This window comes from Hymenobacter crusticola, assembly GCF_002154225.1.
GTDB lineage: Bacteria > Bacteroidota > Bacteroidia > Cytophagales > Hymenobacteraceae > Hymenobacter > Hymenobacter crusticola.
On record NZ_MTSE01000013.1, the window covers coordinates 22,896 to 46,264 of the forward strand.

Consider the following 23,369-nt stretch of genomic DNA (forward strand, 5'->3'; position numbering starts at 1 on the left):
GACCGCATCAGATTTTCTCCAGAATGTAGTGTGCAGCTTTGGGCAATACATAGCTTGCTGCTGATGCGCTTCTTTTCCTTACTGCTGTTTGGGTTGCTGGTAAGTACTGCCGGTTTTGCCCAAAATATCTTCCGCGCCGTGGTGCTCGATAGCACAACGCGTGAGCCGCTGATTGGGGTGAGTGCCGTCGTGCACGGCACCACCAACGGCGGAGCCACTGACAACCGGGGCCGCTTAGCGTTACCTAATCTCAATGGTGAAACGGCCCAAATTGACTTTTCCTACCTAGGCTACCAACCCCGCAGCGTGCGGGTGACGCTTCCCCAAACCGCTCCGCTGACGCTGCTGCTGCCCCCTGATGCCGAACAGCTAGGCGAGGTAATCGTGACCAGCACGCGCACCAACTCCCGCCTCGAAGACCTGCCCACGCGCGTGGAAGTGCTAGGCGAGGAAGAGGTACAGGAGGAAAATGGCATCAAGCCCGGCAACATTGCCTCGCTACTAGGCGACATCGCCGGCACTCAAATTCAGCCCACCTCCCCTACCACCGGCAACGCCGACTTGCGCATTCAGGGCTTGCAGGGCCGCTACTCGCAAATTCTGCGCGATGGCCTGCCCCTGCTCGGGGGGTATGCTGGCGGCTTTGGCATTCTGCAGATTCCACCTCTCGACCTACGGCAGATTGAGCTGATTAAAGGCTCATCGAGTACGCTGTACGGCGGCGGGGCTATTGCGGGCCTGGTGAACTTGGTGAGCAAAACCCCAAGACTTGGCGACCCGCAGTACACCGTCACCCTCAATCAGAGCACGTTGCGCGAGAGCAACCTCAATGGCTTCGCGAGCGGCCGCAACCAAAAGCTAGGGTACACGCTTTATGGCGGCCTCACGCGCCAGCAAGACGTGGACGTAGACGGCGACAACTTTGTAGATGTGCCTAGGTTGCGCAACCTGACGGTACACCCACGCTTGTTTTGGTACCCGAACGTGCACGGCCAACTAGCTGTTGGCTACACTGGCACCTTCGAGTCGCGGCGGGGCGGCGACCAGCGCCGCTTGCGCGACGGCCGCGACGTACCTGGGCACGAATACTTCGTTACGAACCTTTTGCAGCGCCACACCTTCGATGCCATTTACACCCAGGACAGCGTAGCCGGCGGCAACCTCACGCTGAAAGGCACCGTGAGTAGCTTCAACCGCGAGGTAACAACGAACACGGTTGCGTTTGCGGCGCGCCAGCTGTCGTACTACTCTGAAGCAAGCTACCTGCACCGGCTCGGACGGCACACGGTAGTTGGGGGCCTAAACTTCAACGGGGAGGCCTTGCGCCCTGACCTAGCTAGCCTAACGCCACTACTCAACCGCTACACGTATTCCACCGTAGGTGCTTTTGCCCAGGACGATTGGCAGGTGGTGCGGCCGCTCACGGTGCAGCTAGGCTTGCGCGTAGACCACCAAAACCAATACGGCAACTTTGTGCTGCCACGGGTGGCGCTGCTTTTTCGCGCCAACGAACACCTCACAGCTCGCCTCAACGGCGGCCTAGGGTACCGCGTACCAGTGCCCTACGTGAACGAGCTGGATGAGCGCCAGTACCCGCAGGTGCAACTACTCACGAATGTGCAAGCCGAACGCTCGCTTGGGCTGAATGGCGACGTAAACTGGACGCGTAGCTTCTCGCCCGAAGTGCGCCTGAACATCAATCAAGGCTTCTTCTACACCCGCCTGAACCATCCCATGGTGCTCCGCCCTGAAGAGGCGCCCGTCACGACGCCACTGGCTTGGCAGAGCGAACACCGCCCGGTGGTAAGCCAAGGCTTGGAAACCTACGTGCGCCTGCAAGCGCACGGCACCGAACTGTACCTAGGGTACGTGTTCACCGATGCGCGGCGCCATTACGACCCGGTGCATCCGCACGTGGAGCTAGCCGCCCGGCATAAGCTAGCAGCGGTGGCGGTGCAAGAATTCAGCGAGCATTGGGGCGCCGGCATCGAAGCCTCGTACACGGGGCAGCAGTACTTGCCCGATGGCTCTACCACGCCGGGCTACCCCATTGTGGCGCTGCTGGCGCGCTACGTCACGGGCCCCTGGACGGTGGTGCTCAACGCCGAAAACGTACTCGACTATCGCCAAACGCGCCACGAAGCCGTGGTACTGGCACCGTTCAACAATCCGGAGTTTCGGCCGCTATGGGCGCCAGTGGAAGGGCGGGTCGTCAACCTCTCTGTAAATTGGCGCTTCTTGAAAAAGTAGAACTAACTACACTCAAGGCTTCTTTGCCCACGATTAAAACTATTTTTTAGATGATTTTGCCTTCTTTTTCTTTCTATTAACCTACAATAATTCAATGACTTACCTGTAAGCACAACGTAACAATTACATAACACGAAGCTCAACCAGTGCAGATTTTCTTCAGAATTCCCGTTTAAGCTTGCTAGCTCCTTTCCCTGCCACACCGTTGTGGCAAAGAGGCCTTCCTTATTCGCTGAAGAAAAACGATTACCCATGCGCACGTTTTTATCTCGTAGTATCGTCGGGGCGGCCCTGTGGCTAGCTACGTTCACGCCGACACTCGCCCAGATACTCCCAACCACTCCCGCCGCCTCCGACACCACGCACAAGTACGAAAACCCGGCGGGCATCGCGCTACCCAAAACGCCGGTGCCGTGGTACAAGGGCAAGCTTGTGAAGGCCACCATCGTACCGGCGCTGATGATTACGTACGGGGCTACGTGCATCAACGGCAACGGCTTATACAGTAGCTACCAGGCCAACCGCGACATTCACAAACTGTTCCCTACTTTCCGCACGCGCCTCGACGACATCCTGATTATTGCGCCCTACCTGGAGCTAGGTGGCGTACTGCTAGCTGGCGTGGAGTCGCGCGACGATAACCTTAACATCGGCTTGGTGGTGCTGAAAAGTGAGCTAATCATGCTCTCCAGTACTTTCATCGTGAAGTCGTTGACCAAAATCCGCCGCCCCGACAATTCCGATATGCTCTCGTTTCCGTCGGGGCACACAGCACAGGCTTTCTTGGCAGCTAGTATCGTGCACAACGAGTTCCGCCACAAAAGCCAGTGGTACGGCGTCGGGGCCTACGCCATTGCCACTAGCGTGGCCGCCCTGCGCATGATCAATAGCAAGCACTGGCAAAGCGACGTAGTAGCCGGCGCGGGCTTCGGTATTCTATCGGCTCACCTAGGCTACCTAACGCACCGCAACCGCTGGGGCCGCAAGCCCATCATTCCCACCGGCATGAACATTATGCCGACGTGGCAACAAGGCGCCCCCGGTCTGGGCATGACGTGGAAACTGTAACGTCTTCGCTTTTATTGGTTAATTACCCCAGAACGTCAGGCCACTACCGAAAGCCTGACGTTCTTTTTTCTCTACCTAGCTAATCAGCCCCTGCCATGTGGTGGATCTATGCGCTCCTCTCCGCCTTCTTTGCCGCGCTCACGGCCATCCTGGCTAAAGTCGGGGTGAAAGGCGTCGACTCAGACCTAGCTACGGCCGTGCGTACTTCCGTGATATTGGTGCTAGCTTGGGGCATCGCGTATTTCCGGGGCAGCACCCAGCACCTCCCGACGTTGTCGCGAACGAATCTGCTGTTTCTGGGTTTGTCGGGCATTGCCACGGGGCTGTCGTGGGTGTGCTACTTTCGGGCGTTGCAGCTCGGAGAAGTGGCGCAGGTGGCGCCCGTCGATAAGCTGAGTGTGGCGCTGGCTATCGGGCTGGCGGTCGTGTTCTTGGGAGAAAAGCTGACCATCCAGACAGCCGTCGGGGCGGGCCTTATCTTGGCGGGCACGTTGGTGTTAGTACTCTGGAAATAGCCTCAGCACCTAGGTGCAGGTACAAGAATGGGCTGTAGCACGCTTCTGCACGCCCCCACCTGATTAATTACTCAGTTACTCCGTTACGCTCCCGTGAAATTGCTCATCGTTGAAGACGAAGCGCCGCTGCGCACTGCGCTAGTTGACTACCTGCGCCAAGATGGCTACGTGTGCGACACGGGCGCTACGTACGAGCAGGCTTTTGAGAAAGTAAAGCTTTATCAGTACGACTGCGTGCTACTCGACCTAACCTTGCCCGACGGCAATGGCCTCGATATTGTACGCACGCTGAAAGCCGACGGCTCCGCGGCGGGTGTGCTCATCCTCTCCGCCCGCGACGCCCTAGATGACAAAATCCTCGGCTTGGAGCTAGGTGCCGACGACTACTTGGCCAAACCTTTTCACCTCTCCGAGCTAAATGCGCGCGTGAAGGCCATCATCCGGCGGCGCCAGTTTCAAGGCCAGCGCCAATTGCTGTTCCGCGACCTAACGATTTTCCCTGATCAGGCTTTGGTGCTAGTGCACAACCAGCCGCTCACGCTCACCCGCAAAGAGTACGAGCTACTGCTGTACTTGCTGGCCAACCCCGGCCGGGTGCTCACCAAAGAATCGATTGCCGAGCACCTGTGGGGCGACGTAGCTGACACCGCCGACTCTTTCGATTTCATTTATTCGCACCTGAAAAACTTGCGCAAGAAGCTTCAAGAGAAGGGCGCCGACAACTACATCCAGACGATCTACGGGCTAGGCTACAAGCTCAACGTAAGCTAGATCGCAGATAATCAACCTATTTCGCCTCGATCGTTGAACGATGTGGCTATGAATCGTTCACATCTGAGGTTCAACGAGGAGACACGAGTGTGCGTCTCTACAACCAACTCACCCGCAATGAAATTGCTAACCGCTACCAACCGCTATTACCTAGGGCTGAGCGTGGGGCTTTTTGTGTTGTGCGGGTTGCTGTTTTACGAGGGCTTGCAACGTGCCTTGCGCCACGAGGTCGATGAGCAGTTGCTTAATCAGCAGGCGTTTATTCTGCGCAAAGCAAAGCTGAGCGGCACCGCTTCGGTTCTGCCCTTTGCCGAGCCACCCAGGATTTACCGCACCCGCCCGCCCAAGCTAGGTTTCAGCGACACACTGCTGCTAGATGTGCTGGACCAGGCGCTGGTGCCGCACCGGCAGCTTGCGTTTGCCGTGCCCGAACCCACCGGCACGCGCTGGGTGACGCTGCGGAAGTCGCTACTGGAAACGGAGGATATTCTGGAGCTGGTAGTGGCCGTGCTGGGGCTGATGCTAGCCTTGCTGCTGCTGGGCGTGGTGGGCCTCAACCGCTGGCTGGCGGGCCGCCTGTGGGCGCCCTTCCGCCATACGCTCGTGGCGCTGCGCCACTACGACCTAGCCCAGCACCAACCCTTGCGCTTACCCAACTCCAGTATTGCTGAGTTTGCCGAGCTCAACCAAGCTCTCACCCAGATGAGCGCCCGCCTCGAAGCCGACTACCAGACGCTGAAGGAATTTACCGAAAACGCCGCCCACGAAACCCAGACGCCGCTGGCGATCATGCAGGCCAAGCTGGAGCAGCTCATGCAACTGCCGGCCTCCGCCGACCCAGCCGCCGCGCCGCTCCTCGGCGACCTATACGGGGCCACGCTCCGCCTTTCGCGGCTGCACCAAGGGCTTACGCTGCTCAGCAAAATCGAGAACCGGCAGTTTCCCGGCGCCGTGCCCATCCGCCTCGACCAGCTGCTCACCGAAAAGCTCCACCACCTGCGCGACTTCACTGAAGCTAAAGAGCTACAGGTGACGCTAGCCTTACCGAGCGTGCCCACGCTGCACCTTCACCCTGCTCTCGCCGATTCGCTGGTGGGTAACCTGCTCCAAAACGCGGTGCGGCACAACCTGCGCGGCGGCGAGCTGCGCGTGACGCTCACCGCGGAAGCGTTGGAAGTGCTGAATAGTGGGCCGGCGCTGCCCAGCGGCAACCATCCCGAACAATTCTTTGAGCGATTCCGCAAGCTGCGCAACACCTCCGATTCACCGGGGCTAGGTTTGTCCATTGTGCAGCAGATTTGCGCGTACTACAGCTTCGGCCTTTCCTACCAGGTTACATCCGAACCCGTTCGCCACGTAGTGCGTGTGCGCTTCTGAGCAGCTTGTCCAGATTTCCTCCAGAATTCGCTTGTAAACTGGCAGACAAGCACCTAGAATCTGAAGAGTATTATCAAGTGACGTTCTTGTGTAAGGCCTGCGCGCCGGCTCGTTTTTTCAGCTTAGTATTTCTGCTGTTGGTTGGCTTGGAAGCCGCTGCCCAGACGCTGGCGCACCCGAGTGCGCCCACTAGCTCGCCGTTGCGTGCAGCAGTCGATTCGTTTCCTTCAGCGGCCAATCTGCGTTTTGGGCAGCAGCTTAAGCGTGGGGAGCATCAACCTGCTGTGCGGTTCTTGTTGGTGCCGGGCTTGCTCATCGGGGCGGGCGCCCTCACCACCGAGCGGGTCGACATGCTCGAAACGGACGAAGCTGTTCACGATGAAGTACGGGCGCACGTGCCACTAGTGCACACGAATATTGAGGACCAACTGCGCTACGTACCCGCTTATGCTAGCCTAGGGCTGAGCGTCGTTGGGGTACATGGCCAGCACAACACGCTGGAACAAGGCATCATCTTTTTCCTGGCCAAAACCCTCAACGACGGCCTGACTAGCAACCTCAAACGCCTTACCCACGTGCAGCGCCCCGATGGCAGCAGCTTCGATTCATTTCCGAGCCAGCACACCAGCGCGGCATTTGCTTCCGCCACCTTTTTGCACAAAGAGTACGGCGGCCGTAGCATCTGGTACAGCATCGGCGGCTACTCCGTCGCAACAGCGACCGGCGCTTTGCGCATCCTGAAAGAGCGGCACTGGCTCTCCGACGTAGTGGCCGGGGCCGGCGTGGGCATCCTGTCCACGGAAGCGGCTTACTGGGCATACCCCTTGCTCCGGCGCACAGCCCTGAAACTCATCAAGCGCCCCGACCTAGGCAACCGCGTGATGGTGATGCCGCTGTACGTGAATGGCGCCGTGGGCGCCAGTTTCGCCCTGTCGTTTCCCTAGCCATCATTTTTCCGGCACCCGGAATGGTAGCGGCACCTTAATACCGGGCAGCTGGCCGCACGTTCTTGCCCTGCGTTTTGGTTAGGTCGTCGCCTAGGTCTTGGCGGGCTTGCTCGGCTAGCTTTTGTATTTGCTGCACGATTTCGGGGTAGAGCGTTTGCACGTCGTAAGCTTCGCTAGGGTCGTGGGCTAGGTCGTAGAGAGCCGGGGGCACATTCACCTCGGTTTTCTGGCTGGGCACGCCGTTTTTGCCGTGCACGTTCAGGGCGTACGAACCGGCCTTGTGAGGCAACACCAGCTTCCAATGCTTGTAGCGAATGGCTTCCAAGCAGTTGCCATCGAAATAGTAATAGAATACTTCCCGCGGTCCTTTCCTGGTCTGCCCCGTCAGAACGGGGAGAAAATTCAAGCCATCAATCTTGTTCGTCGGCTGTGGGGCGCCCGTCACGGCCAGCAGCGTGGGCAGCAAGTCGATATTCGTTAGCAGCTCGCTGCTGATGCCGCCCGCTTCCACCACGCCCGGCCATCGGATGATGCATGGCACCCGGGTGCCGCCCTCAAAGGTATTCTGCTTGCCTTCGCGGAAGCCGCCGGCCGAACCGGCATGGTCGCCGAAGGTCAGCCACGGGCCATTGTCGCTCGTCACGATCAGGATGGTGTTGTCGGCTAGCTTCTCCTGCTCCAGCGTTTTCATGATCTCCCCCAGCGACCAATCCAGCTCCATAATCACGTCGCCGAACAGCCCTAGCTCACTCTTGCCCTTGAACTTATCGGACACGGCCAGCGGCACGTGCGGCATGGCGTGGGCTAGGTACAAGAAAAACGGCGCCTTCTTATTGGCTTTGATGTAGGCCACCGCTTTTTCGGTGTACGTGGTAGTCAGCTTGCCCTGGTCAATGATGTTCTTGACGGTATCCACGGGCGTATCGCCTTGCAATAGCGTCAGGATGGGAAAGGTGCTGCGCAGGTCTTTCGGGTCTTGTACCACCGAAAAACCGTCGCGGTCGATGGGCCAGATATCGTTTGAATATGGCAAGCCGAAGAAGCTGTCGAAGCCGTAGTGCAGGGGCAGATACGGCGCTTGGTTGCCTAGGTGCCACTTGCCCAGCATGGCCGTTTTGTAGCCGGCCTTTTTCAGCAGCAACGCCATCGTTGCCTCCTGCGGGTTTAGGGCCCGATGATCTTGCGGGAGCAGCACGCCTTGCATGCCCACCCGATTGGGATAACAGCCCGTGAGCAAAGCCGCCCGCGAGGCCGTGCAGATGGGCTGGCCCGCATTAAAATGCGTGAAGCGCATGCCTTGTTTGGCAACCAAGTTGAAGTTGGGCGTCGGGATGCTCGTCATGCCGTACGGCTCGATGTCGCCGTAGCCCATGTCATCCATGTTGATGAGGATGATATTCGGGCGGCTAGGTTGCTTGGCGGTGCTGCGCTGTGCTTGTGCGGCAAAACAGAGTAGTGCTAGTGAGCAGCCCCCTAGCAGGCTTCGTAAAAAGGCGTACATCATGAATGAGCGTACTGAGCGCCGGGTCAGTTTGCCTCGGCTCAGCGTACTGAATAGTGGTCAGCCTAGCTTTGTTTGGGCGCGAAAAACGCGAAAAAGCTAGGTTGGCGAAAGGTACTTATCTCTTTTTCAGAAAGCGCGATACTACCCTACTGAGCGAAAAATTTACGGTAGTGCCTCTTTTTGCTCAGTTTTCCGTACAACCGCATTGTGCTCTCTCCTCATACACTATGCTCTCATCCATGAAACAGCCATCTCATCTACTATTGGGCTTACTACTCGGCACTGCGGCCACGCTTTCAGCTTGCGACTCGCGCTACGCCCCCGGCGTTGATCCGCAGCGCGTGAATGATTTTGACATAAGCAGCGCGCCACCCGCCCGCAAAATGGAAATCTACGCCGATAGCATCAACTACCGCCAGAACGTGCAGCCGCCAGCGGGCAAAGGCTCTGCCGCCGACCAAAACACCTCGGTTGACGCGCAGCTTGAATCGGCTCCGGCCGGCAAAAGCGCTACTTCGCCCCAGGCGCCCAGCGGTGAGCCTAACGACGTAAGCAAATCAACTAACGGCAACGGTACCAATTCCAACGAAGTAAAGCCTGGTTCTCAACAGCCCACCCAGTAAGAAAGAGCTTGTTGTGTGCCGCTTTCTTGCAAAAAAGCCTGCGAAACACAGTGTTTCGCAGGCTTTTCGTTTATTCAGCAAGGCTAGCTTCCAGTTCGTGCATCAAGGCAATAGCGGTTGTGCTCCACGTGGCGCAGTAGCAAGAGGAAGAAGATGCCGTAAATCATTTGAGTCCCTACCGCGTCCCAGTTTTCCTGCTGACTGCTGCCAAACACCAAAGCCATCAGCACGAACATACCGAGTGCCAGCGCTGGCCGCGTGAATAGCCCTAGGATGAGTAGCGCCCCAATACCGAACTCCACGAACGGCAGCACCGTGGCGAACAGCTCCACTAGGGCCGAAGGCAGCCAGGTACTGGCAAACTGCTTCACTAGCCCGGCCCGAAAGGCACCTAGCTTCGGAATGCGCACGAGGCCGTGGCCCAAAAAGTTGATGCCGAGCAGCAGCCTTCCCAGCACAAAAGCTAGCTCAGCGTTGGTCAATTTCATCATGAGCGGTGCCGGGAATTATGCGTGCGGAAGCCGGGGGCGTTTTGCCTTTGGCACCTTCACGTCTTTGCGCTTGGCTTCGCGGGCGTTTTTCTTGCTGTAGTTCGGGTTTTTCAATAGAGCTAAGCCACTCGCAACGGTGGTAGCATCCTCGGTTAGGCCCCACACGGTATCGGGCAGGCCGGTGGCTTTGCCTAGGTATTTGCGGAGCGCCAATGCGCCGTAAGTCGCTGCTACAGCTGCCGCGCTACCAAGCAAAGCTCCTTGCAGCGCTTTGCCGCCTGCGGCTCTGTAGGTGGCCGCCCCTACCAGCGCGCCCGACACAATGCGTCCGCCGAGCACGGGCGGCACCGTCCGGTCGGGGGCGTTCGGGAGCTTGTCACCCACCATTTCGCCGCCGGCCATCACCTTCAGCACCGTGGCGGTGGTAGGCGACTGTAGAAAGCGCAGGCGCGACTTACCTAGCTTCTTGGAAGGATTATTTGCGAGCGAATGACTGAGCAGGGCTGGGGCCGTCATGCTGCGCATGCCAGCCAGCACTCCTAGCCCGACGGTTTGCCAGAATTTGGTTGCCATATGAGTGGTGTTGGGTTCAGGTTAAATGAGTAAGCCTCTTAACGCATAAACTCAACCTACGGCTAGAATTTGGTGCGCTGTTACGCTGCCTTCTGCTTGGCCTAGGCCCAAACCATGAGTAATCCCTCAACACCGTCTAAGCTTCACGCCTTAAAGATTGCACCACCGCTCCGACGCACTAGCGCGCCAAATCGGCTGCTACGCGCTGCAAGTCTAGATCTTGAAAATCGTAGCTGAAATCGGTGAGCGGTGAAATGGGCTTTAGTTTGATACTTGCCACGTTGCCCTGTTCGTCCAGGGTAAAGGCGGCGTATGCATCGGCGTTGAAGCTTCGCTCGCGCCAGCGCACCACGTAGGTACTGCCGCGATAGGGCAACAGCTGGCCTGTCAGGCGCGGCGAGCGTAGCGACTTCAGCCACAAGTATTTGCCTTGTGTATAGATAATCACCTCTCCTAGCCACGGGTCGCGGTAACGGCCCACATATGGCGCGTAGTTGGGCTTCTTCACTGCCTTCTGCGTGGCGGCTACTTGCTTCCACACGGCAGCCAACACTTGGTCGGCGTCCGATTCGCTGCTCTTGCGGCGGTCTATCATTTCCTGCACCCGGTCGAGACCGGTCAGGCCTAGGTAGTGGTCCTCAATGGCATTCGTCACAGCCGTAAACGCCGCGCCGTTTTCCTGGTTGGTCAGCACGATAATGCCGAGGTGCAGCTCCGGCAGCAGCGTCATCTTCGTCACCATCCCGATTTCCCCGCCCGTGTGCGACACCTCTTTGTAGCCGCGCACATCGCGCAGGAAGAAACCTAGGCCATACGCAGAGAAGTGCGTGTTATAGGGCGTCGGGGCTGGGCTTAAGGGCAGAATGGTCTGCGGCGTCCACATTTCTTGCTGCACTTTGGCGCTGAGCAACGAAGGCGGCGCGCCCGGTCCACCAAGCAGCATTTTGGCCCACAAGCTCAAGTCGGCCACGCTGGAATACATGCACGCGGCGGGCGCCCACAACGTACCTAGGTCGCGGCGCACCACTTGTGCCTTCCCATCCACGACGGCGTGGGCGTCAATGACGTTGCTGGCATCGGGCAGGCGGGAAAAGCTGGTAGCGCTGTGACTCATGCCCAAGGGCTTTAGCAGGCGCGCTTCCACAAACTCAGCCCAGGGTTGCCCGGCTACGCGCGTCACAATTTCGCCCGCCACGATGTAGAGGTTGTTGTCGTAGGCGTACTGGCTGCGAAACGACGACACCGGCCGGAAGTAGCGCAGGTTATGAATGACGTCTTTGGTAGTAAAGTCGGTCGAGTCGGGGAAAAACATCAAGTCGCCCACGCCCAAACCTAGGCCGCTGCGGTGCGTGAGCAAGTCGCGAATGGTGAACTCGGCCGTCACGTAGGGGTCGTAAAGCCGAAATTCGGGGATATAATCCGTCACCTTATCGTCCCAGCGCAGCTTGCCTTCATCGACTAGCAAGCCGAGCGCCGCCGTGGTAAAGGCCTTGGTGTTCGAGGCAATGCCAAACAGCGTATTGGCATCTACCGGCGCTTTGGTATTTAAGGAACGCACGCCGTAGCCTTTGGCCAGCACTACTTGTCCGTCTTTCACCACGCCCACCGCAATGCCTGGCACGTCAAACGCCTTGAGCGTGCGTGCCACTACCGCATCCACGGCGGCTACGTCGAGGGGCGTAGTGACCGGGGTTGCCATTTGGGCTAGGGTTGGCAGCATTGTCAGCAACGCTAGGCCTAGGCTTAGTAAAGTCCGTTTGAACATAATGAGTGAAGTTTGAAAGGTAGTTCCGGATTCTTGCAGAGGCCGCCTTGTGCACACAGAAGATGCAGCGCCTATTCCAGAACGACTCAGCGTCCTCTGCAGAAACCCCGAAGCTACTTGGTACCAAGGAGCTACCTCTCTCCTGTGGCCCAAGCATCCATCTTGCGCTCCAGCACCGACAGCGGCATGGCACCGTCTTTCAGCAGCTCATCATGAAAAGCACTTATATTAAAGTGATTACCCGACTGATTGCGGTACTCCTCACGCAGGCGCACGTTGTTATTGGCAGCTAGCTGCTTCTCATACTTACTGCGCAATTCCCGAATTTTCAGCGCGCCAACCTTATAAGAAAGTGCCTGCCCCGGAATAGCCATGTAGCGCTCAATCTCGGCCGTGGCGCCTTGCTCGCTGATGGCTTCGTTGTCCATCATGTACTTGATGGCTTGCTCACGCGTAAGGCCCTTGGTGTGCATGCCCACGTCGACGACCAAGCGAATGGCGCGGTGCATCTCGTCGCCGAGCGCGCCCATGTACTGGTAGGGGTCGGTGTACAGACCCAGCTCTTTGCCCAGCGATTCGCAGTACAAGGCCCAGCCTTCGACCATGGCGCCGTAGCCTGCAAAGCGACGGAACTTCGGTAGGTCGGTGCTTTCCTGTTGGAGCGAAATCTGGTAGTGGTGCCCCGGAATGGCTTCGTGCAAAAACAGCGACTCCATGCCCGAGGTGGTGTTAAAGGTCTTGGCATCCAGAATCGGCACGTAGAAAACGCCAGGGCGCGAGCCGTCGGGGGCACCTTGGTTGTACTCAGCCGAGGCCGACGCCGCGCGGAACGCTTCGGTTTGCCGAATCTCGAAGGGCGTCTTCGGCACCCGCCCGAACATCTTCTTCAGGTTGGGCTCCATGCGCTTGTGAATGTCCTCAAACGCATTAAGTACCTCCTGCGGCGTTTTGTAGGGCATGAAGCGCTTGTCGTTCTTCATAAATTCGAAGAAGGCTTTCATATCGCCTTTGAAGCCTACTTGCTCCTTCACACGCTCCATCTCGCCCCGAATACGTGCCACTTCCTTCTGGCCCGTCTCGTAGATTTCCTCCGGCGTCTTATCGGTGGTAGTATAGTACTTCACGTAATACGTGTAGTCTTCTTTACCGCCCGGAATGGCCGAAATGCCGGTGCTCGTGCGGCTCTTAGGCAGATATTCGTTTTTCAGGAAGGCACCTAGCTTCTTGTACGTAGGCACCAGCTGGGTTACAATGGCCTGTTTGTACGCGTCCGTTAAGCGCTTCTGGTCGTCCGCCGAAATGCCTGCCGGGAAGTTTCGCACGGGGTCATAGAACAGGCTCTTAGTTGGGTCGGTCACGACGAACGACTGCATCTGCGGTAGCATTTTCACAACCAGCGTTCTGGGTAGTACCACACCCGTCGCCATGCCTTTGCGAAAGTTGGCAATGGCCGAGTCAGCCCACACCGGAAAGCTTTTCACCCGACCTAGCCAGTCTTCGTAGTCCTTCGTGGTTTTGAAGGGCTGAATGCCCGCTCCCGAACCAAACTGCCCCATGGTAATTGGCAAGCCCCAGAACTGCTGAAACGGCATCATCCAGGTGTTCAGCTTTAGGCCGGCCAGCTGGCTCTGCATCTCATACTGAAAGATGTCGTAGCTGGTCTTATCGTTTTCCGACAAGGTATTCCGGTCGAAGGCATTCAGCTTATCCAAGTAGCCTTGGTAATACGCCCGCAGCGTATCGCGGAAGGCGTGCGTCTGGTCGTTGGGAAGCAGATTGTTGTAGCGGTTATCGCCCTGCGCTGTCGCATCGAAGGGAAAAAGTTGGTTGTGCTTCTCCCAATAAGAATCAAACAGCTGACCTAGCTTTTGCGCTTTGGCGACGCCATTTCCCCCTTTTTTTTGCTGATTGCAAGCCACCAGTAAGGAACTGGCAAGTGCTCCAGCGAGTATCAGTTTTTTCATGTATGCCAGAATAGGTTGTGGAGCGTTAAAGCTAAGCAGTTTGACCTAGCTTTTTCAGAACGAGGTAGAGACACTTACTTGTGTCTCGTCGTTGCTGATGTTGCTTACCCAGTTGTGCTTAAAGTCGAATCGCTCTTACCCAAATCATTCAACGGGGAGACACAAGTAGGTGTCTCTACACCCAAACATTAACAGAACAAAGCCCATCCGGAGTAATACCTAGGTACTACTCCGGACGGGCTTTGTTCTCAGTTTTACACAGCTAGCTACACCAGCAGCGCCAGAAAGTCAGGCTTGCCGTTTAGGTACTCAAACGAGAAACCTTCCTCCAGCATGCGCGCCTTGATGCCTTCTTGGTCGCCCGGGTGCTTCACTTCAACACCCACGAAGACAGGACCTTTCTCCTTATTATTCTTCTTGATGTATTGGAAGTGGATGATGTCGTCGTCGGGCTGCAGCACGTTGTTCACGAAGTTGCGCAGGGCACCGGGACGCTGGTTGAAGGTCACCATGAAGTAGTGCTTCAGGCCCTGGTACTTCATCGCCCGCTCCTTGATATCCTCCATGCGGGTGATATCGTTGTTGGAGCCGCTGACCACGCACACCACGTTCTTGCCCTTGATTTCGTCTTTGTATTGACTCAAAGCCGAGATGCTCAGCACGCCCGCTGGCTCCACTACGATGCCTTCTTCGTTGTAAAGCTTCAGCAGATCTTGGCAAACAAGGCCCTCCGGCACCAGCACGATTTCATCCAGCAACTCGCGGCAGATTTCATAAGTCAGTACGCCGGGGCACTTCACGGCCGCGCCGTCTACGAAGCTGTCGATCTGGGTGAGGGCGCCGTGTTGCCTGTCGTAGTAGGCCTTATGCATGGAAGGCGCGCCTTCCGGCTGCACCCCGATGAGCTTGGTGTGCGGGCTCATCTGCTTGAACACGCTGGCCACGCCCGAAGCTAGGCCGCCGCCCCCGATGGGCATGAAGCAGTAGTCGATTGGCGCGGTAGCGATTTTCAAAATCTCCAGCCCTACCGTAGCCTGCCCAGCCACCACGGCGGGGTCGTCGAAGGGATGGATGAAGGTGCTGCCGCGGCTGTCGCAGAACTTTTTAGCCGCTTGGAAAGCCTCATCGAAGGTGTTGCCGGTGAGCACCACTTCCACTTGGTCTTTGCCGAACAGCCGAACTTTGTCAACTTTCTGCGCCGGTGTGTTGGCCGGCATGAAAATATACCCTGGCAGCTGAAGCGAGTGGCAGGCATAGGCGACACCCTGGGCATGGTTGCCGGCGCTGGCGCACACAATTTCGCGGGCGCCGGTAATCGGCGGCAGCGTGGCCATCTTGTTGTAGGCGCCCCGAATCTTGTAGGAACGCACCACTTGCAGGTCTTCCCGCTTCAAGTACACATTGGCCTCGTAGGTGCGCGACAGACCTAGGTTTTGCAGCAAAGGCGTCTTGTAAATGACGCCTTTTAGCAGCCGCGCTGCCGTCTCTACTTGCTCCAAACTAACGGCAGCTGTTGCCGGGGCTACTTCATTTTCCATGGGGTTACTATCATCTTAAAAAGCTAGGAGTCAGAAGATGGCTCCTGACTCCTAGCTTTTTCGTTACGCTTCTACGTTCTCCGTTTTCGAGCGGAGCTGGCGCACGGTGGCGCCGGTCTGCCACAACTCCGAGTCGCGTACTTCTTTTAGTTCAGCTTCCAGCTCTTTGCGGTAGCCAGGGGTCGAGCCACGCTCGATGGTGCGGCGGGCTTCTTCGCCGGAGGCTACGCTGTCGTACAGCTCATTCAGCACAGGCAGGGTAGCGTCACGGAAACGACCTTTCCAGTCGAGGGCGCCGCGCTGGGCCGTTACCGAGCAGTTGCTGAACATCCAGTCCATACCGTTTTCGCCCACCAGCGGCACGAGGCTCTGGGTCAGCTCTTCTACGGTCTCGTTAAAGGCTTCCGAAGGCGAGTGGCCGCGCTGGCGCAACACTTGGTATTGGGCTTCGATGATGCCGGCGAGGGCGCCCATCAGCACGCCACGCTCGCCGGTGAGGTCAGAATAAACTTCTTTCTTGAAGTCGGTTTGGAACAGGTAGCCCGAGCCGACACCGATGCCCATGGCCACGGCCTTCTCGTAGGCTTTGCCCGTAGCATCTTGGAAGATGGCGAACGACGAGTTCAGACCACCACCGGCCAGGAACAGGCGGCGCAGGCTCGTGCCGCTACCCTTGGGAGCCACCAGAATCACGTCCACGTCGGCGGGTGGGATGATGTTGGTTTGGTCGCTGAAGGTGATGCCGAAGCCGTGCGAGAAGTACAGCGTCTTGCCAGCCGTTAGGCGCTCTTTCAGCGTGGGCCACAGGGCAATCTGGCCGGCATCCGACAGCAGGTTGCAGATGATAGTACCACGGTCGGCGGCTTCTTCGATCGAGAAGAGTGTTTCGCCTTCTACCCAACCGTCGCTCACGGCTTTCTCCCAAGAAGCCGAGTCTTTGCGCTGACCCACAATCACATTGAACCCGTTGTCGCGCATGTTCAGGGCCTGGCCGGGGCCTTGTACACCGTACCCGATGACAGCAATCGTTTCGTCTTTCAGAACTTCATGCGCTTTTGCTAATGGGAATTCGTCGCGGGTAACTACGTTTTCTTCTACGCCGCCAAAATTGATGGTTGCCATTGGGAAAGGTTAAATGGTAAAGGTTGAATGTTGATTTTGGTGTAGCGCGGACTTTGTAGTCCGCGCCGTACGATTGTTATTTCACCAGCGCGGACTACAACTGAAAGTCAGCGTAGCTAAAGTCCGCGCTAAAGGGTTACATCGTGAATACTTTGTCGCGGCTGTTGAGGTACTCGTTCTCCGCCACTTCGGGGCTAGGTTCCGTCCGCTCAAACTCGCGAAGCTTGCGGTTGAAGCCTTCGCTGCCTTTGATGATGGCAATGCGGGCGCTGCGCACGAATTCAATCAGCCCGAAAGGCTGAAGCACCTTAATTAGGTTGTCGGTTTCCTCGCGGTGGCCGGTGGTTTCGAACACCGTGTAGTCCTTGCGAATCACTACCGCCCGTGCGCCATTCTCGCGCAGCAGGCGTTCTACCAAGGCTTTTTCGGCGATGATATCGGTAGGCACTTTGTAGAGCGCCATTTCCTGCCAGATCACATCGTCGTTGGTGTTGTAGTACACCTTCAGCACTTCTACCTGCTTCTCGATCTGCCCGGCTAGCTTCGCGACGACCTCCTCCGTTTCGTGAATCACAATATTGAAGCGGTGAATCCCTTCGATTTCGGAAGGCGAGACGTTCAGGCTTTCAATATTGATCTTGCGGCGGGAGAAAATGATGGCAATACGGTTCAGCAGACCCACCTGGTTTTCGGTGTAGGCTGTGATGTTATATTCTTGCCGGTCAATGGGTTGCTGACTCATGGCTGCTATTTACTTATGACTGTCATGCTGAACTTGCCGAAGCATCTCTACTGCTTCGTTGCAGGCATCAGTGTTACCATTGCGGTAGAGATGCTTCGGCAAGCTCAGCATGACGTGCTTGTGTTTTCACCAGATTTACCGCAGTCTGATTTCCGCTACGCTGCATCCTTGCGGTACCATCGGAAAGATGTTGTTCTCCTTGGTTACCATCACTTCCAGTAGGAAAGAGCCGGGGTGTTCGAGCATGCGCTGAATAGCAGGGCGCAAGTCGACCCGCTCCGAGACGCGCTGGCCGGCGATGCCGTAGCCGCTGGCCACCATCACGTAGTCGGGGCTGGCGATGTTCACGAAGGAGTAGCGCCGGTCGTTGAACAACTCCTGCCACTGGCGTACCATACCGAGGAACTGGTTGTTGAAAATCATGATCTTGACATCAACGCCCGTTTGCATGATGGTACCTAGCTCCTGAATCGTCATCTGGAAACCACCGTCGCCAATGATGGCAACTACTGGGCGCTCGGGTGCACCAAACTTGGCGCCGATGGCAGCAGGCAGGGCAAAGCCCATGGTACCTAGGCCACCGCTCGTGATGTTGCTGCGCGTCTTTTTGAAGTTGGCGTAGCGGCAGGCCACCATCTGGTGCTGGCCTACATCGGTCACGATGATGGCTTCGCCGCCCGTCAACTCGTTGAGTTGCTGCACGATTTCACCCATGGTCAGCTCTTCCGAAGTCGGGAACAGCTCTTCTTGGATGACAGCTTCCACTTCCTGCGCTAGGTAGTCGCGGAAGCGACCTAGCCATTCGTCGTGCGTTTTGGCTTCTACTAGTTCCGTGAGCAGCGGCAGGGTTTCCTTGCAGTCGCCCCACACCGGCACCGTCACGGCCACGTTCTTCCCGATTTCGGTCGGGTCGATGTCGAGGTGGATGATCTGAGCTTGCTTGGCGTACTTGTCGAGGCGGCCGGTCACGCGGTCATCGAAGCGCATGCCGATGGCAATCAGCACGTCGCACTCGTTGGTTAGCACGTTGGGGCCGTAGTTGCCGTGCATGCCGAGCATGCCCACGTTCAGCGGGTGGTCGTTCGGAATGGCGCTGTCACCTAGGATAGTCCAAGCCGATGGAATACCGCTCTTTTCGATAAACGCCTGAAATTCCTTCTCCGCCGCACCTAGGATAACGCCTTGGCCCCATAGCACAAACGGCCGCTGGGCTTGGTTGATGAGCGCCGCCGCCTGCGTGATGTACTCGGGCCGCACGATGGGCTTGGGCCGGTAGCTGCGGATGTGCGAGCAAGGTGTGTAGCCCGGAAACTCGAACTTCTGCTGCTGCGCGTTCTTGGTAATGTCAATGAGCACCGGACCGGGGCGGCCACTGCGGGCGATGTAAAACGCCTTAGCCAGCGCCTCGGGGATTTCGCTCGCATCCGTCACTTGGTAGTTCCACTTCGTAACGGGCGTCGTGATGTTGATGATGTCAGTTTCCTGAAACGCATCGGTGCCAAGCAGGTGCGCAAACACCTGCCCTGTGATGCACACCAGCGGCGTGCTATCAATCTGAGCATCAGCTAGGCCCGTAACCAAGTTCGTAGCGCCGGGGCCGCTCGTAGCAAATACTACCCCTACCCGACCCGATGAGCGTGCGTAGCCTTGGGCCGCGTGAATACCGCCCTGCTCGTGCCGCACCAGCACGTGGTTTAGCTGCTCTTTGAAGTCGTATAGCGCATCGTAGATGGGGATGATGGCCCCACCCGGATACCCAAAGATCGTATCCACCCCTTCTTCCAGCAGCGCGAGCAAGGTTGCTTCGGCGCCGGAAATGGTTTTGGGGGCTTGCTCAAGCAAGGTTGGGGATGGCTGCTCTTTCGTTAACATAGTCTTCTTCGAGTAAATCGGTAATGCAGCCGTGGCTGGCGTCGCTCACGGTGCGGATGTACTTGAGCAGCACGCCCTGCCGCACCGGCAGCGGCGGACGTTGCCAAGCGGCGCGGCGCTCAGCTAGCTCATCGTCGGAGAGTTGCACATTAATGGTGTTCTCGGTCGCGTCGAGAATAATCCAGTCGCCGTCCTGCACCAGGGCTAGGCCGCCGCCGTCGTAGGCTTCGGGGCAAACGTGACCAATCACGAAGCCATGCGTGCCGCCCGAAAAGCGACCATCGGTAATCAGCGCGACCTTGTCACCTAGGCCAGCGCCCATAATAGCGGAGGTTGGCTTCAGCATTTCCGGCATGCCCGGACCCGCTTTCGGCCCCACGTAGCGAATCACGACGACCTGACCGGGTCGAATCTTGTGGTCGGTAATGCCTTGGTTCAGTTCTTCTTCCGAGTTGAACACAATAGCAGGGCCTTCAAACCGCAAGCCTTCTTTACCCGTGATTTTGGCCACACCGCCCTTGGTGGCGAGGTTGCCATACAGCATCTGGATGTGACCATCTGCTTTGATCGGGTTATCCAGCGGACGCAGTAGATCTTGCTCAGCACCAAGGGGCTTCACGTCGGCTAGGTTCTCGGCGAGCGTGCGGCCCGTTACCGTCATTAGGTCGCCGTTGAGCAGACCGTAGTCGAGCAACGTGCGCTGCACGGCCGGTACACCACCTATCTTCGACAGATCCTCCATCAGGTACTTGCCGCTGGGCTTGAGGTCAGCCAGCACCGGCACGCGGTTGCTCACGGCTTGGAAGTCCTCCATCGTCAGCTTCACGCCGGCCGCGTGGGCAATAGCGATGAGGTGCAGCACGGCGTTGGTCGAGCCGCCGAGTACGGTGATGATCACCATGGCATTCTCAAAAGCTTCGCGCGTCAGGATGTCGCGGGGCTTCAGGTCTAGCTCCAACAAGCGGCGCAGGTACACGCCGGCATCGAGGCACTCCTGCACTTTGGCTGGGCTATCGGCGGGCAACGACGACGAAGCGGGCACGCTCAGACCTAGGGTCTCGATGGCAGCGGCCATGGTGTTGGCCGTGTACATGCCCCCGCACGCGCCCGGACCGGGGCAAGCGTTGTGGATGATGCCTTTATAATCTTCGTCCGAAATCTGGCCGTTTACTTTCTTACCGTAGGCCTCGAAGCACGATACAATGTTGAGCTTCTGCCCTTTAAACTCACCGCCCCGGATAGAGCCACCATATACCATCAGCGAAGGCCGGTTGAGGCGGGCCATAGCGATGAGGGCGCCGGGCATGTTCTTGTCGCAGCCTACCACGCAAGCTAGCGCGTCGTAGTAGTGTGCGCCGGCCATGGCCTCAATCGAATCCGCAATGATTTCTCTGGAAACCAACGAGAAGCGCATGCCCGCATTACCGTTGGTAATACCGTCGCTCACACCAATCGTGTTAAACCGCAGCCCGACCAAACCCTGCGCGGCCACCCCTATTTTCACATCATCGGCCAAGCCATTGAGGTGCATGTTGCAGGTGTTACCCTCGAAGCCCGTGGAGCAGATGCCCACGAATGGCTTGCGCAGATCGTCATCCGACAGGCCCGAGCCGATGAGCATGGCCTGTGAAGCCGGCAGGCTGTCGTCCTGCGTGTAGATGCGGCTGTATTTATTTAGGATCATGAAGGTTGTTACTGTGGTCCGAAGCTGAAGCGGTGCTGAGCATCGGGGCGGTTGTACTAGAGCAGTGGGTTTCGCTTGAATTCTTGAGCGCCTCAGCATACACGAGGCAGAATTTCATGCTGCAACTACCCACGTTTGCGTTGGAGTCGAAAATCATTTCTGTTTATTGCTACTATTTCAAAAGTGGATTTTTATTTAAGCAAGTATTTGTTTTTAAGACATTTACCAGAAACACAACTACAGTCTCTAACGTGTTTTTGAAGGTTGTTTTATTGTTTTTCCAACCCTCTATAGTCCGTCATGCTGAGCTTGTCGAAGCATCTCTACCGCAATGGTAAACCTGATGATAACCAAACGAAGCAGTAGAGATGCTTCGACAAGCTCAGCATGACCGTTCCAGTATCTTGAGTTAGCTGTAAGCAAAAAGCCCTTCTGAGCGGCGGGCTGAGAAGGGCTTTTTATTGGCAAATAAGCAGCTAGTCCTTTCAACCCATCGGCAGAGGAATTCGAATGACCACGACTGAAATGAACTGCTGAAACATGGTAAGTGAGAAGCTAAAAGGGAAACGCTTGGACAACAAAAAAGCCACCTCGGGCGGAGATGGCTGCTAGCTACTTGGGGGTACGTACACCGGTCAGCAAACCATCTCCAGGCCCAGTGGAATCACCATCAGGTTGGTAATAATAGTTGCGACGATGACGGCTTGCTTTTTCATACGATGCTGGCAAACATACTAACTTTTTTGAAAGCACAAGAATTTTTTGATAATTTTTCTTTGAGCTTACCTGCTCATTATGAACCCGCTACGCTGAACGATGTAGAGACGCGACACTTCGCGTCTCCCCGTTGAACCATTGAAAATGATGACCTAGGTAAACAACATCAGCAACACCGAGACGCGAAGTGTCGCGTCTCTACATCGTTCCATTAGGTGCCATCCTGCCCGAACATCTCCTATATTTAGCCGCACTGACTTTCGCTTTTTCCGTTGCATGCAGGCTTTATTACCTATTCTATTTGCGTTCGTAGTCGGCATGGGCCACGCCTTCGAGCCCGATCATTTGCTAGCCGTAAGCCAGCTCGTCGCTAAGCGCGACACTATGCTACTGGCGGTGAAAGACGGCCTGTACTGGGGCCTAGGTCACACCACCACGCTGGTGATTTTTGGGGGCATTATCATGCTGGGCAAAGTCACCTTTCTGCAAAGCGGCTATTTTGAAGCAGCGGTAGGACTGCTCTTGATTACGATGGGCATTGGGCGCCTCACCAATAAAGCCAACTTCAACCTAGGTCAGCAGGTGAAGTACCAGCACAGCTTCGCCTACGCCATTGGCTTGCTGCACGGGCTAGCTGGTAGCGGCGCCTTGGTACTGTTGGTAATGAGTGAGTTGCGCGACCCGCTGCAAAGCCTAACCTATATCTTGGTGTTTGGCCTAGGTTCGATTGTGGGTATGTTTGGCGCGGCGGCCCTCATGAATATTCCCTTCACGCCCCGCATGCGCATCAGCCGGGTGCTCACCAGCACCGTCATCGTCATTTCCTCCCTGCTGAGCATCGGTTACGGCAGTTGGATGGTCTATGCGAATGTCAAGTTTTGAATACTCGTAAAGAACGTGTCATGCTGAGCCTGGCGAAGCATCTCTACGGCAATGGTATATTATATCCTGCTAGTAAAGAAAGCATCTCACGCGCAATGGTCGAACACTAGCACAACGAAGCGGCAGAGATGCTTCGACAGGCTCAGCATGACGACCTAGGTAATTGATTTTAACGGTTCAATCCTTATCATTAAACGCTAATCCTTAAATAGCTCTCACATGCACCTCTCGCCCAAAGACCTCGACAAACTCGTGCTGCACCAAGCCGGCTTCGTGGCCCAGAAGCGCTATGCCCGTGGCTTGCGGCTCAACTATCCCGAAGCCGTAGCCCTGCTCGCGACGCAGCTGCTAGAGTTCATCCGCGACGGGGAACGGGTGGCAGTGCTCATGGATAAAGGCAAGAAGATCCTAGGTCGGCAGGATGTACTGGAGGGCGTGGCCGATATGCTGGTGGAAGTGCAGGTGGAAGGCACCTTCCCTGACGGCACCAAGCTCGTGACCGTGCACCACCCAATCTGCCGCGAAGAAGGCTCGCCCGAGCTAGCTCTCTATGGCTCGGGGCTTACCAAAAAGCCGCAAACCCCTTCCCCCGACAACTTCATCAACGCCGCCCCCGGCGAGTACCTGCTCGCTGCCGACGATATCATCCTGAACGAAGGCCGGGCCACCGTGGAGCTAGAAGTCGTCAACATGGGCGACCGGCCAGTGCAAGTCGGTTCGCACTATCCCTTCTTCGAAACGAACCTAGCCCTGCAATTCGACCGCGAAAAGGCGTATGGCTTCCGGCTCAATATTCCGGCGGGCACGGCCGTGCGCTTCGAGCCCGGCGAACGAAAGCGCGTGACGCTGGTGGCGCTAGCTGGGGAAAGGATTGTGTATGGAGGGAATGGGTTGATTGATGGGAAGTTAGATGAGGAGAATAAGCAACAGGCCCTTAGCAAGTTGTAGTCGCCATACTGCTATC

Annotated in this window: 19 protein-coding genes; 9 read left to right on the top strand and 10 right to left on the bottom strand. The window is 57.0% G+C overall.

All coding sequences use genetic code 11. The annotated features are described in order from the left end of the window. Nucleotides 1–63 precede the first annotated feature (63 nt). From BXP70_RS19900 to BXP70_RS19925, 6 genes are all read left to right on the top strand, one after another. A complete protein-coding gene (locus BXP70_RS19900; protein ID WP_086595879.1) occupies nt 64–2,250 on the top strand; it encodes a TonB-dependent receptor in 2,187 nt (728 codons plus the stop codon). A 252-nt stretch (nt 2,251–2,502) separates the two neighbouring features. Continuing rightward, nucleotides 2,503–3,318, top strand: coding sequence for a phosphatase PAP2 family protein (locus tag BXP70_RS19905; RefSeq protein WP_086595880.1), 816 nt, complete (start codon nt 2,503–2,505; stop codon nt 3,316–3,318). Between the two features lie 95 nt (nt 3,319–3,413). Further along, nucleotides 3,414–3,833, top strand: a complete 420-nt coding sequence (locus tag BXP70_RS19910; protein WP_086595881.1) for an EamA family transporter — start codon at nt 3,414–3,416, stop codon at nt 3,831–3,833. 93 nt (nt 3,834–3,926) lie between these two features. Beyond that, nucleotides 3,927–4,604, top strand: a complete 678-nt coding sequence (locus BXP70_RS19915; RefSeq protein ID WP_086595882.1) for a response regulator transcription factor — start codon at nt 3,927–3,929, stop codon at nt 4,602–4,604. Between the two features lie 117 nt (nt 4,605–4,721). Further along, on the top strand, nt 4,722–5,981 hold the full coding sequence (locus BXP70_RS19920) for a sensor histidine kinase (RefSeq protein WP_179197760.1): 1,260 nt from the start codon (nt 4,722–4,724) through the stop codon (nt 5,979–5,981). Nucleotides 5,982–6,058: 77 nt separating this feature from the next. Continuing rightward, nucleotides 6,059–6,925 carry a phosphatase PAP2 family protein gene (locus BXP70_RS19925; RefSeq protein ID WP_245849694.1) on the top strand — a complete coding sequence of 289 codons (867 nt, stop codon included), beginning with the start codon at nt 6,059–6,061 and terminating at the stop codon, nt 6,923–6,925. A gap of 37 nt (nt 6,926–6,962) precedes the next feature. Here the strand turns inward: BXP70_RS19925 and BXP70_RS19930 are convergent, their stop codons facing one another. Next, nucleotides 6,963–8,432 carry a sulfatase family protein gene (locus BXP70_RS19930; protein ID WP_245849695.1) on the bottom strand — a complete coding sequence of 490 codons (1,470 nt, stop codon included), beginning with the start codon at nt 8,430–8,432 and terminating at the stop codon, nt 6,963–6,965. 239 nt (nt 8,433–8,671) lie between these two features. On the opposite strand from BXP70_RS19930, the gene BXP70_RS19935 reads away from it, so the two are divergent. After that, nucleotides 8,672–9,055, top strand: a complete 384-nt coding sequence (locus BXP70_RS19935) for a hypothetical protein (protein ID WP_143436591.1) — start codon at nt 8,672–8,674, stop codon at nt 9,053–9,055. Nucleotides 9,056–9,138: 83 nt separating this feature from the next. Here the strand turns inward: BXP70_RS19935 and BXP70_RS19940 are convergent, their stop codons facing one another. The 9 genes from BXP70_RS19940 to ilvD form a co-directional block, all read right to left on the bottom strand. Continuing rightward, on the bottom strand, nt 9,139–9,546 hold the full coding sequence (locus BXP70_RS19940) for a DoxX family protein (protein WP_086595885.1): 408 nt from the start codon (nt 9,544–9,546) through the stop codon (nt 9,139–9,141). A 15-nt stretch (nt 9,547–9,561) separates the two neighbouring features. Next, nucleotides 9,562–10,119 (bottom strand): DUF4126 domain-containing protein, encoded by a 558-nt coding sequence (locus BXP70_RS19945; RefSeq protein ID WP_179197761.1) that lies wholly within the window; start codon nt 10,117–10,119, stop codon nt 9,562–9,564. Nucleotides 10,120–10,297: 178 nt separating this feature from the next. Beyond that, entirely contained in the window at nt 10,298–11,884 is a 1,587-nt protein-coding gene (locus BXP70_RS19950) for a serine hydrolase (RefSeq protein WP_086595886.1), read from the bottom strand. 131 nt (nt 11,885–12,015) lie between these two features. Beyond that, nucleotides 12,016–13,848 carry a DUF885 domain-containing protein gene (locus tag BXP70_RS19955; RefSeq protein WP_086595887.1) on the bottom strand — a complete coding sequence of 611 codons (1,833 nt, stop codon included), beginning with the start codon at nt 13,846–13,848 and terminating at the stop codon, nt 12,016–12,018. A gap of 266 nt (nt 13,849–14,114) precedes the next feature. Next, nucleotides 14,115–15,386, bottom strand: a complete 1,272-nt coding sequence (gene ilvA / locus BXP70_RS19960) for a threonine ammonia-lyase IlvA (RefSeq protein WP_086595888.1) — start codon at nt 15,384–15,386, stop codon at nt 14,115–14,117. Between the two features lie 63 nt (nt 15,387–15,449). Beyond that, on the bottom strand, nt 15,450–16,508 hold the full coding sequence (gene ilvC, locus BXP70_RS19965; RefSeq protein ID WP_086595889.1) for a ketol-acid reductoisomerase: 1,059 nt from the start codon (nt 16,506–16,508) through the stop codon (nt 15,450–15,452). 136 nt (nt 16,509–16,644) lie between these two features. Continuing rightward, nucleotides 16,645–17,250, bottom strand: a complete 606-nt coding sequence (gene ilvN / locus BXP70_RS19970; RefSeq protein WP_086595890.1) for an acetolactate synthase small subunit — start codon at nt 17,248–17,250, stop codon at nt 16,645–16,647. Between the two features lie 135 nt (nt 17,251–17,385). Next, nucleotides 17,386–19,122, bottom strand: coding sequence for a biosynthetic-type acetolactate synthase large subunit (gene ilvB / locus BXP70_RS19975; RefSeq protein ID WP_086595891.1), 1,737 nt, complete (start codon nt 19,120–19,122; stop codon nt 17,386–17,388). Continuing rightward, nucleotides 19,085–20,806 (bottom strand): dihydroxy-acid dehydratase, encoded by a 1,722-nt coding sequence (gene ilvD, locus BXP70_RS19980; protein ID WP_086595892.1) that lies wholly within the window; start codon nt 20,804–20,806, stop codon nt 19,085–19,087. Before ilvD ends, ilvB begins: the two co-directional genes overlap by 38 nt. A 993-nt stretch (nt 20,807–21,799) precedes the next feature. Here ilvD and BXP70_RS19990 point away from each other — a divergent pair. Both BXP70_RS19990 and BXP70_RS19995 read left to right on the top strand, forming a co-directional pair. Then, entirely contained in the window at nt 21,800–22,405 is a 606-nt protein-coding gene (locus BXP70_RS19990; protein WP_086595894.1) for a hypothetical protein, read from the top strand. A 219-nt stretch (nt 22,406–22,624) separates the two neighbouring features. Further along, nucleotides 22,625–23,353, top strand: coding sequence for an urease subunit beta (locus tag BXP70_RS19995; protein WP_086595895.1), 729 nt, complete (start codon nt 22,625–22,627; stop codon nt 23,351–23,353). Nucleotides 23,354–23,369 lie beyond the last annotated feature (16 nt).

Coding starts and splice junctions, on each gene's coding strand:
- BXP70_RS19900 (WP_086595879.1), top strand. CDS start 64: ATGCGCTTCTTTTCCTTACTGCTGTTTGGGTTGCTGGTAAGTACTGCC.
- BXP70_RS19905 (WP_086595880.1), top strand. CDS start 2,503: ATGCGCACGTTTTTATCTCGTAGTATCGTCGGGGCGGCCCTGTGGCTA.
- BXP70_RS19910 (WP_086595881.1), top strand. CDS start 3,414: ATGTGGTGGATCTATGCGCTCCTCTCCGCCTTCTTTGCCGCGCTCACG.
- BXP70_RS19920 (WP_179197760.1), top strand. CDS start 4,722: ATGAAATTGCTAACCGCTACCAACCGCTATTACCTAGGGCTGAGCGTG.
- BXP70_RS19930 (WP_245849695.1), bottom strand. CDS start 8,432: ATGATGTACGCCTTTTTACGAAGCCTGCTAGGGGGCTGCTCACTAGCA.
- BXP70_RS19935 (WP_143436591.1), top strand. CDS start 8,672: ATGAAACAGCCATCTCATCTACTATTGGGCTTACTACTCGGCACTGCG.
- BXP70_RS19940 (WP_086595885.1), bottom strand. CDS start 9,546: ATGATGAAATTGACCAACGCTGAGCTAGCTTTTGTGCTGGGAAGGCTG.
- BXP70_RS19945 (WP_179197761.1), bottom strand. CDS start 10,119: ATGGCAACCAAATTCTGGCAAACCGTCGGGCTAGGAGTGCTGGCTGGC.
- BXP70_RS19950 (WP_086595886.1), bottom strand. CDS start 11,884: ATGTTCAAACGGACTTTACTAAGCCTAGGCCTAGCGTTGCTGACAATG.
- BXP70_RS19955 (WP_086595887.1), bottom strand. CDS start 13,848: ATGAAAAAACTGATACTCGCTGGAGCACTTGCCAGTTCCTTACTGGTG.
- ilvA (WP_086595888.1), bottom strand. CDS start 15,386: ATGGAAAATGAAGTAGCCCCGGCAACAGCTGCCGTTAGTTTGGAGCAA.
- ilvC (WP_086595889.1), bottom strand. CDS start 16,508: ATGGCAACCATCAATTTTGGCGGCGTAGAAGAAAACGTAGTTACCCGC.
- ilvN (WP_086595890.1), bottom strand. CDS start 17,250: ATGAGTCAGCAACCCATTGACCGGCAAGAATATAACATCACAGCCTAC.
- ilvB (WP_086595891.1), bottom strand. CDS start 19,122: ATGTTAACGAAAGAGCAGCCATCCCCAACCTTGCTTGAGCAAGCCCCC.
- ilvD (WP_086595892.1), bottom strand. CDS start 20,806: ATGATCCTAAATAAATACAGCCGCATCTACACGCAGGACGACAGCCTG.
- BXP70_RS19990 (WP_086595894.1), top strand. CDS start 21,800: ATGCAGGCTTTATTACCTATTCTATTTGCGTTCGTAGTCGGCATGGGC.
- BXP70_RS19995 (WP_086595895.1), top strand. CDS start 22,625: ATGCACCTCTCGCCCAAAGACCTCGACAAACTCGTGCTGCACCAAGCC.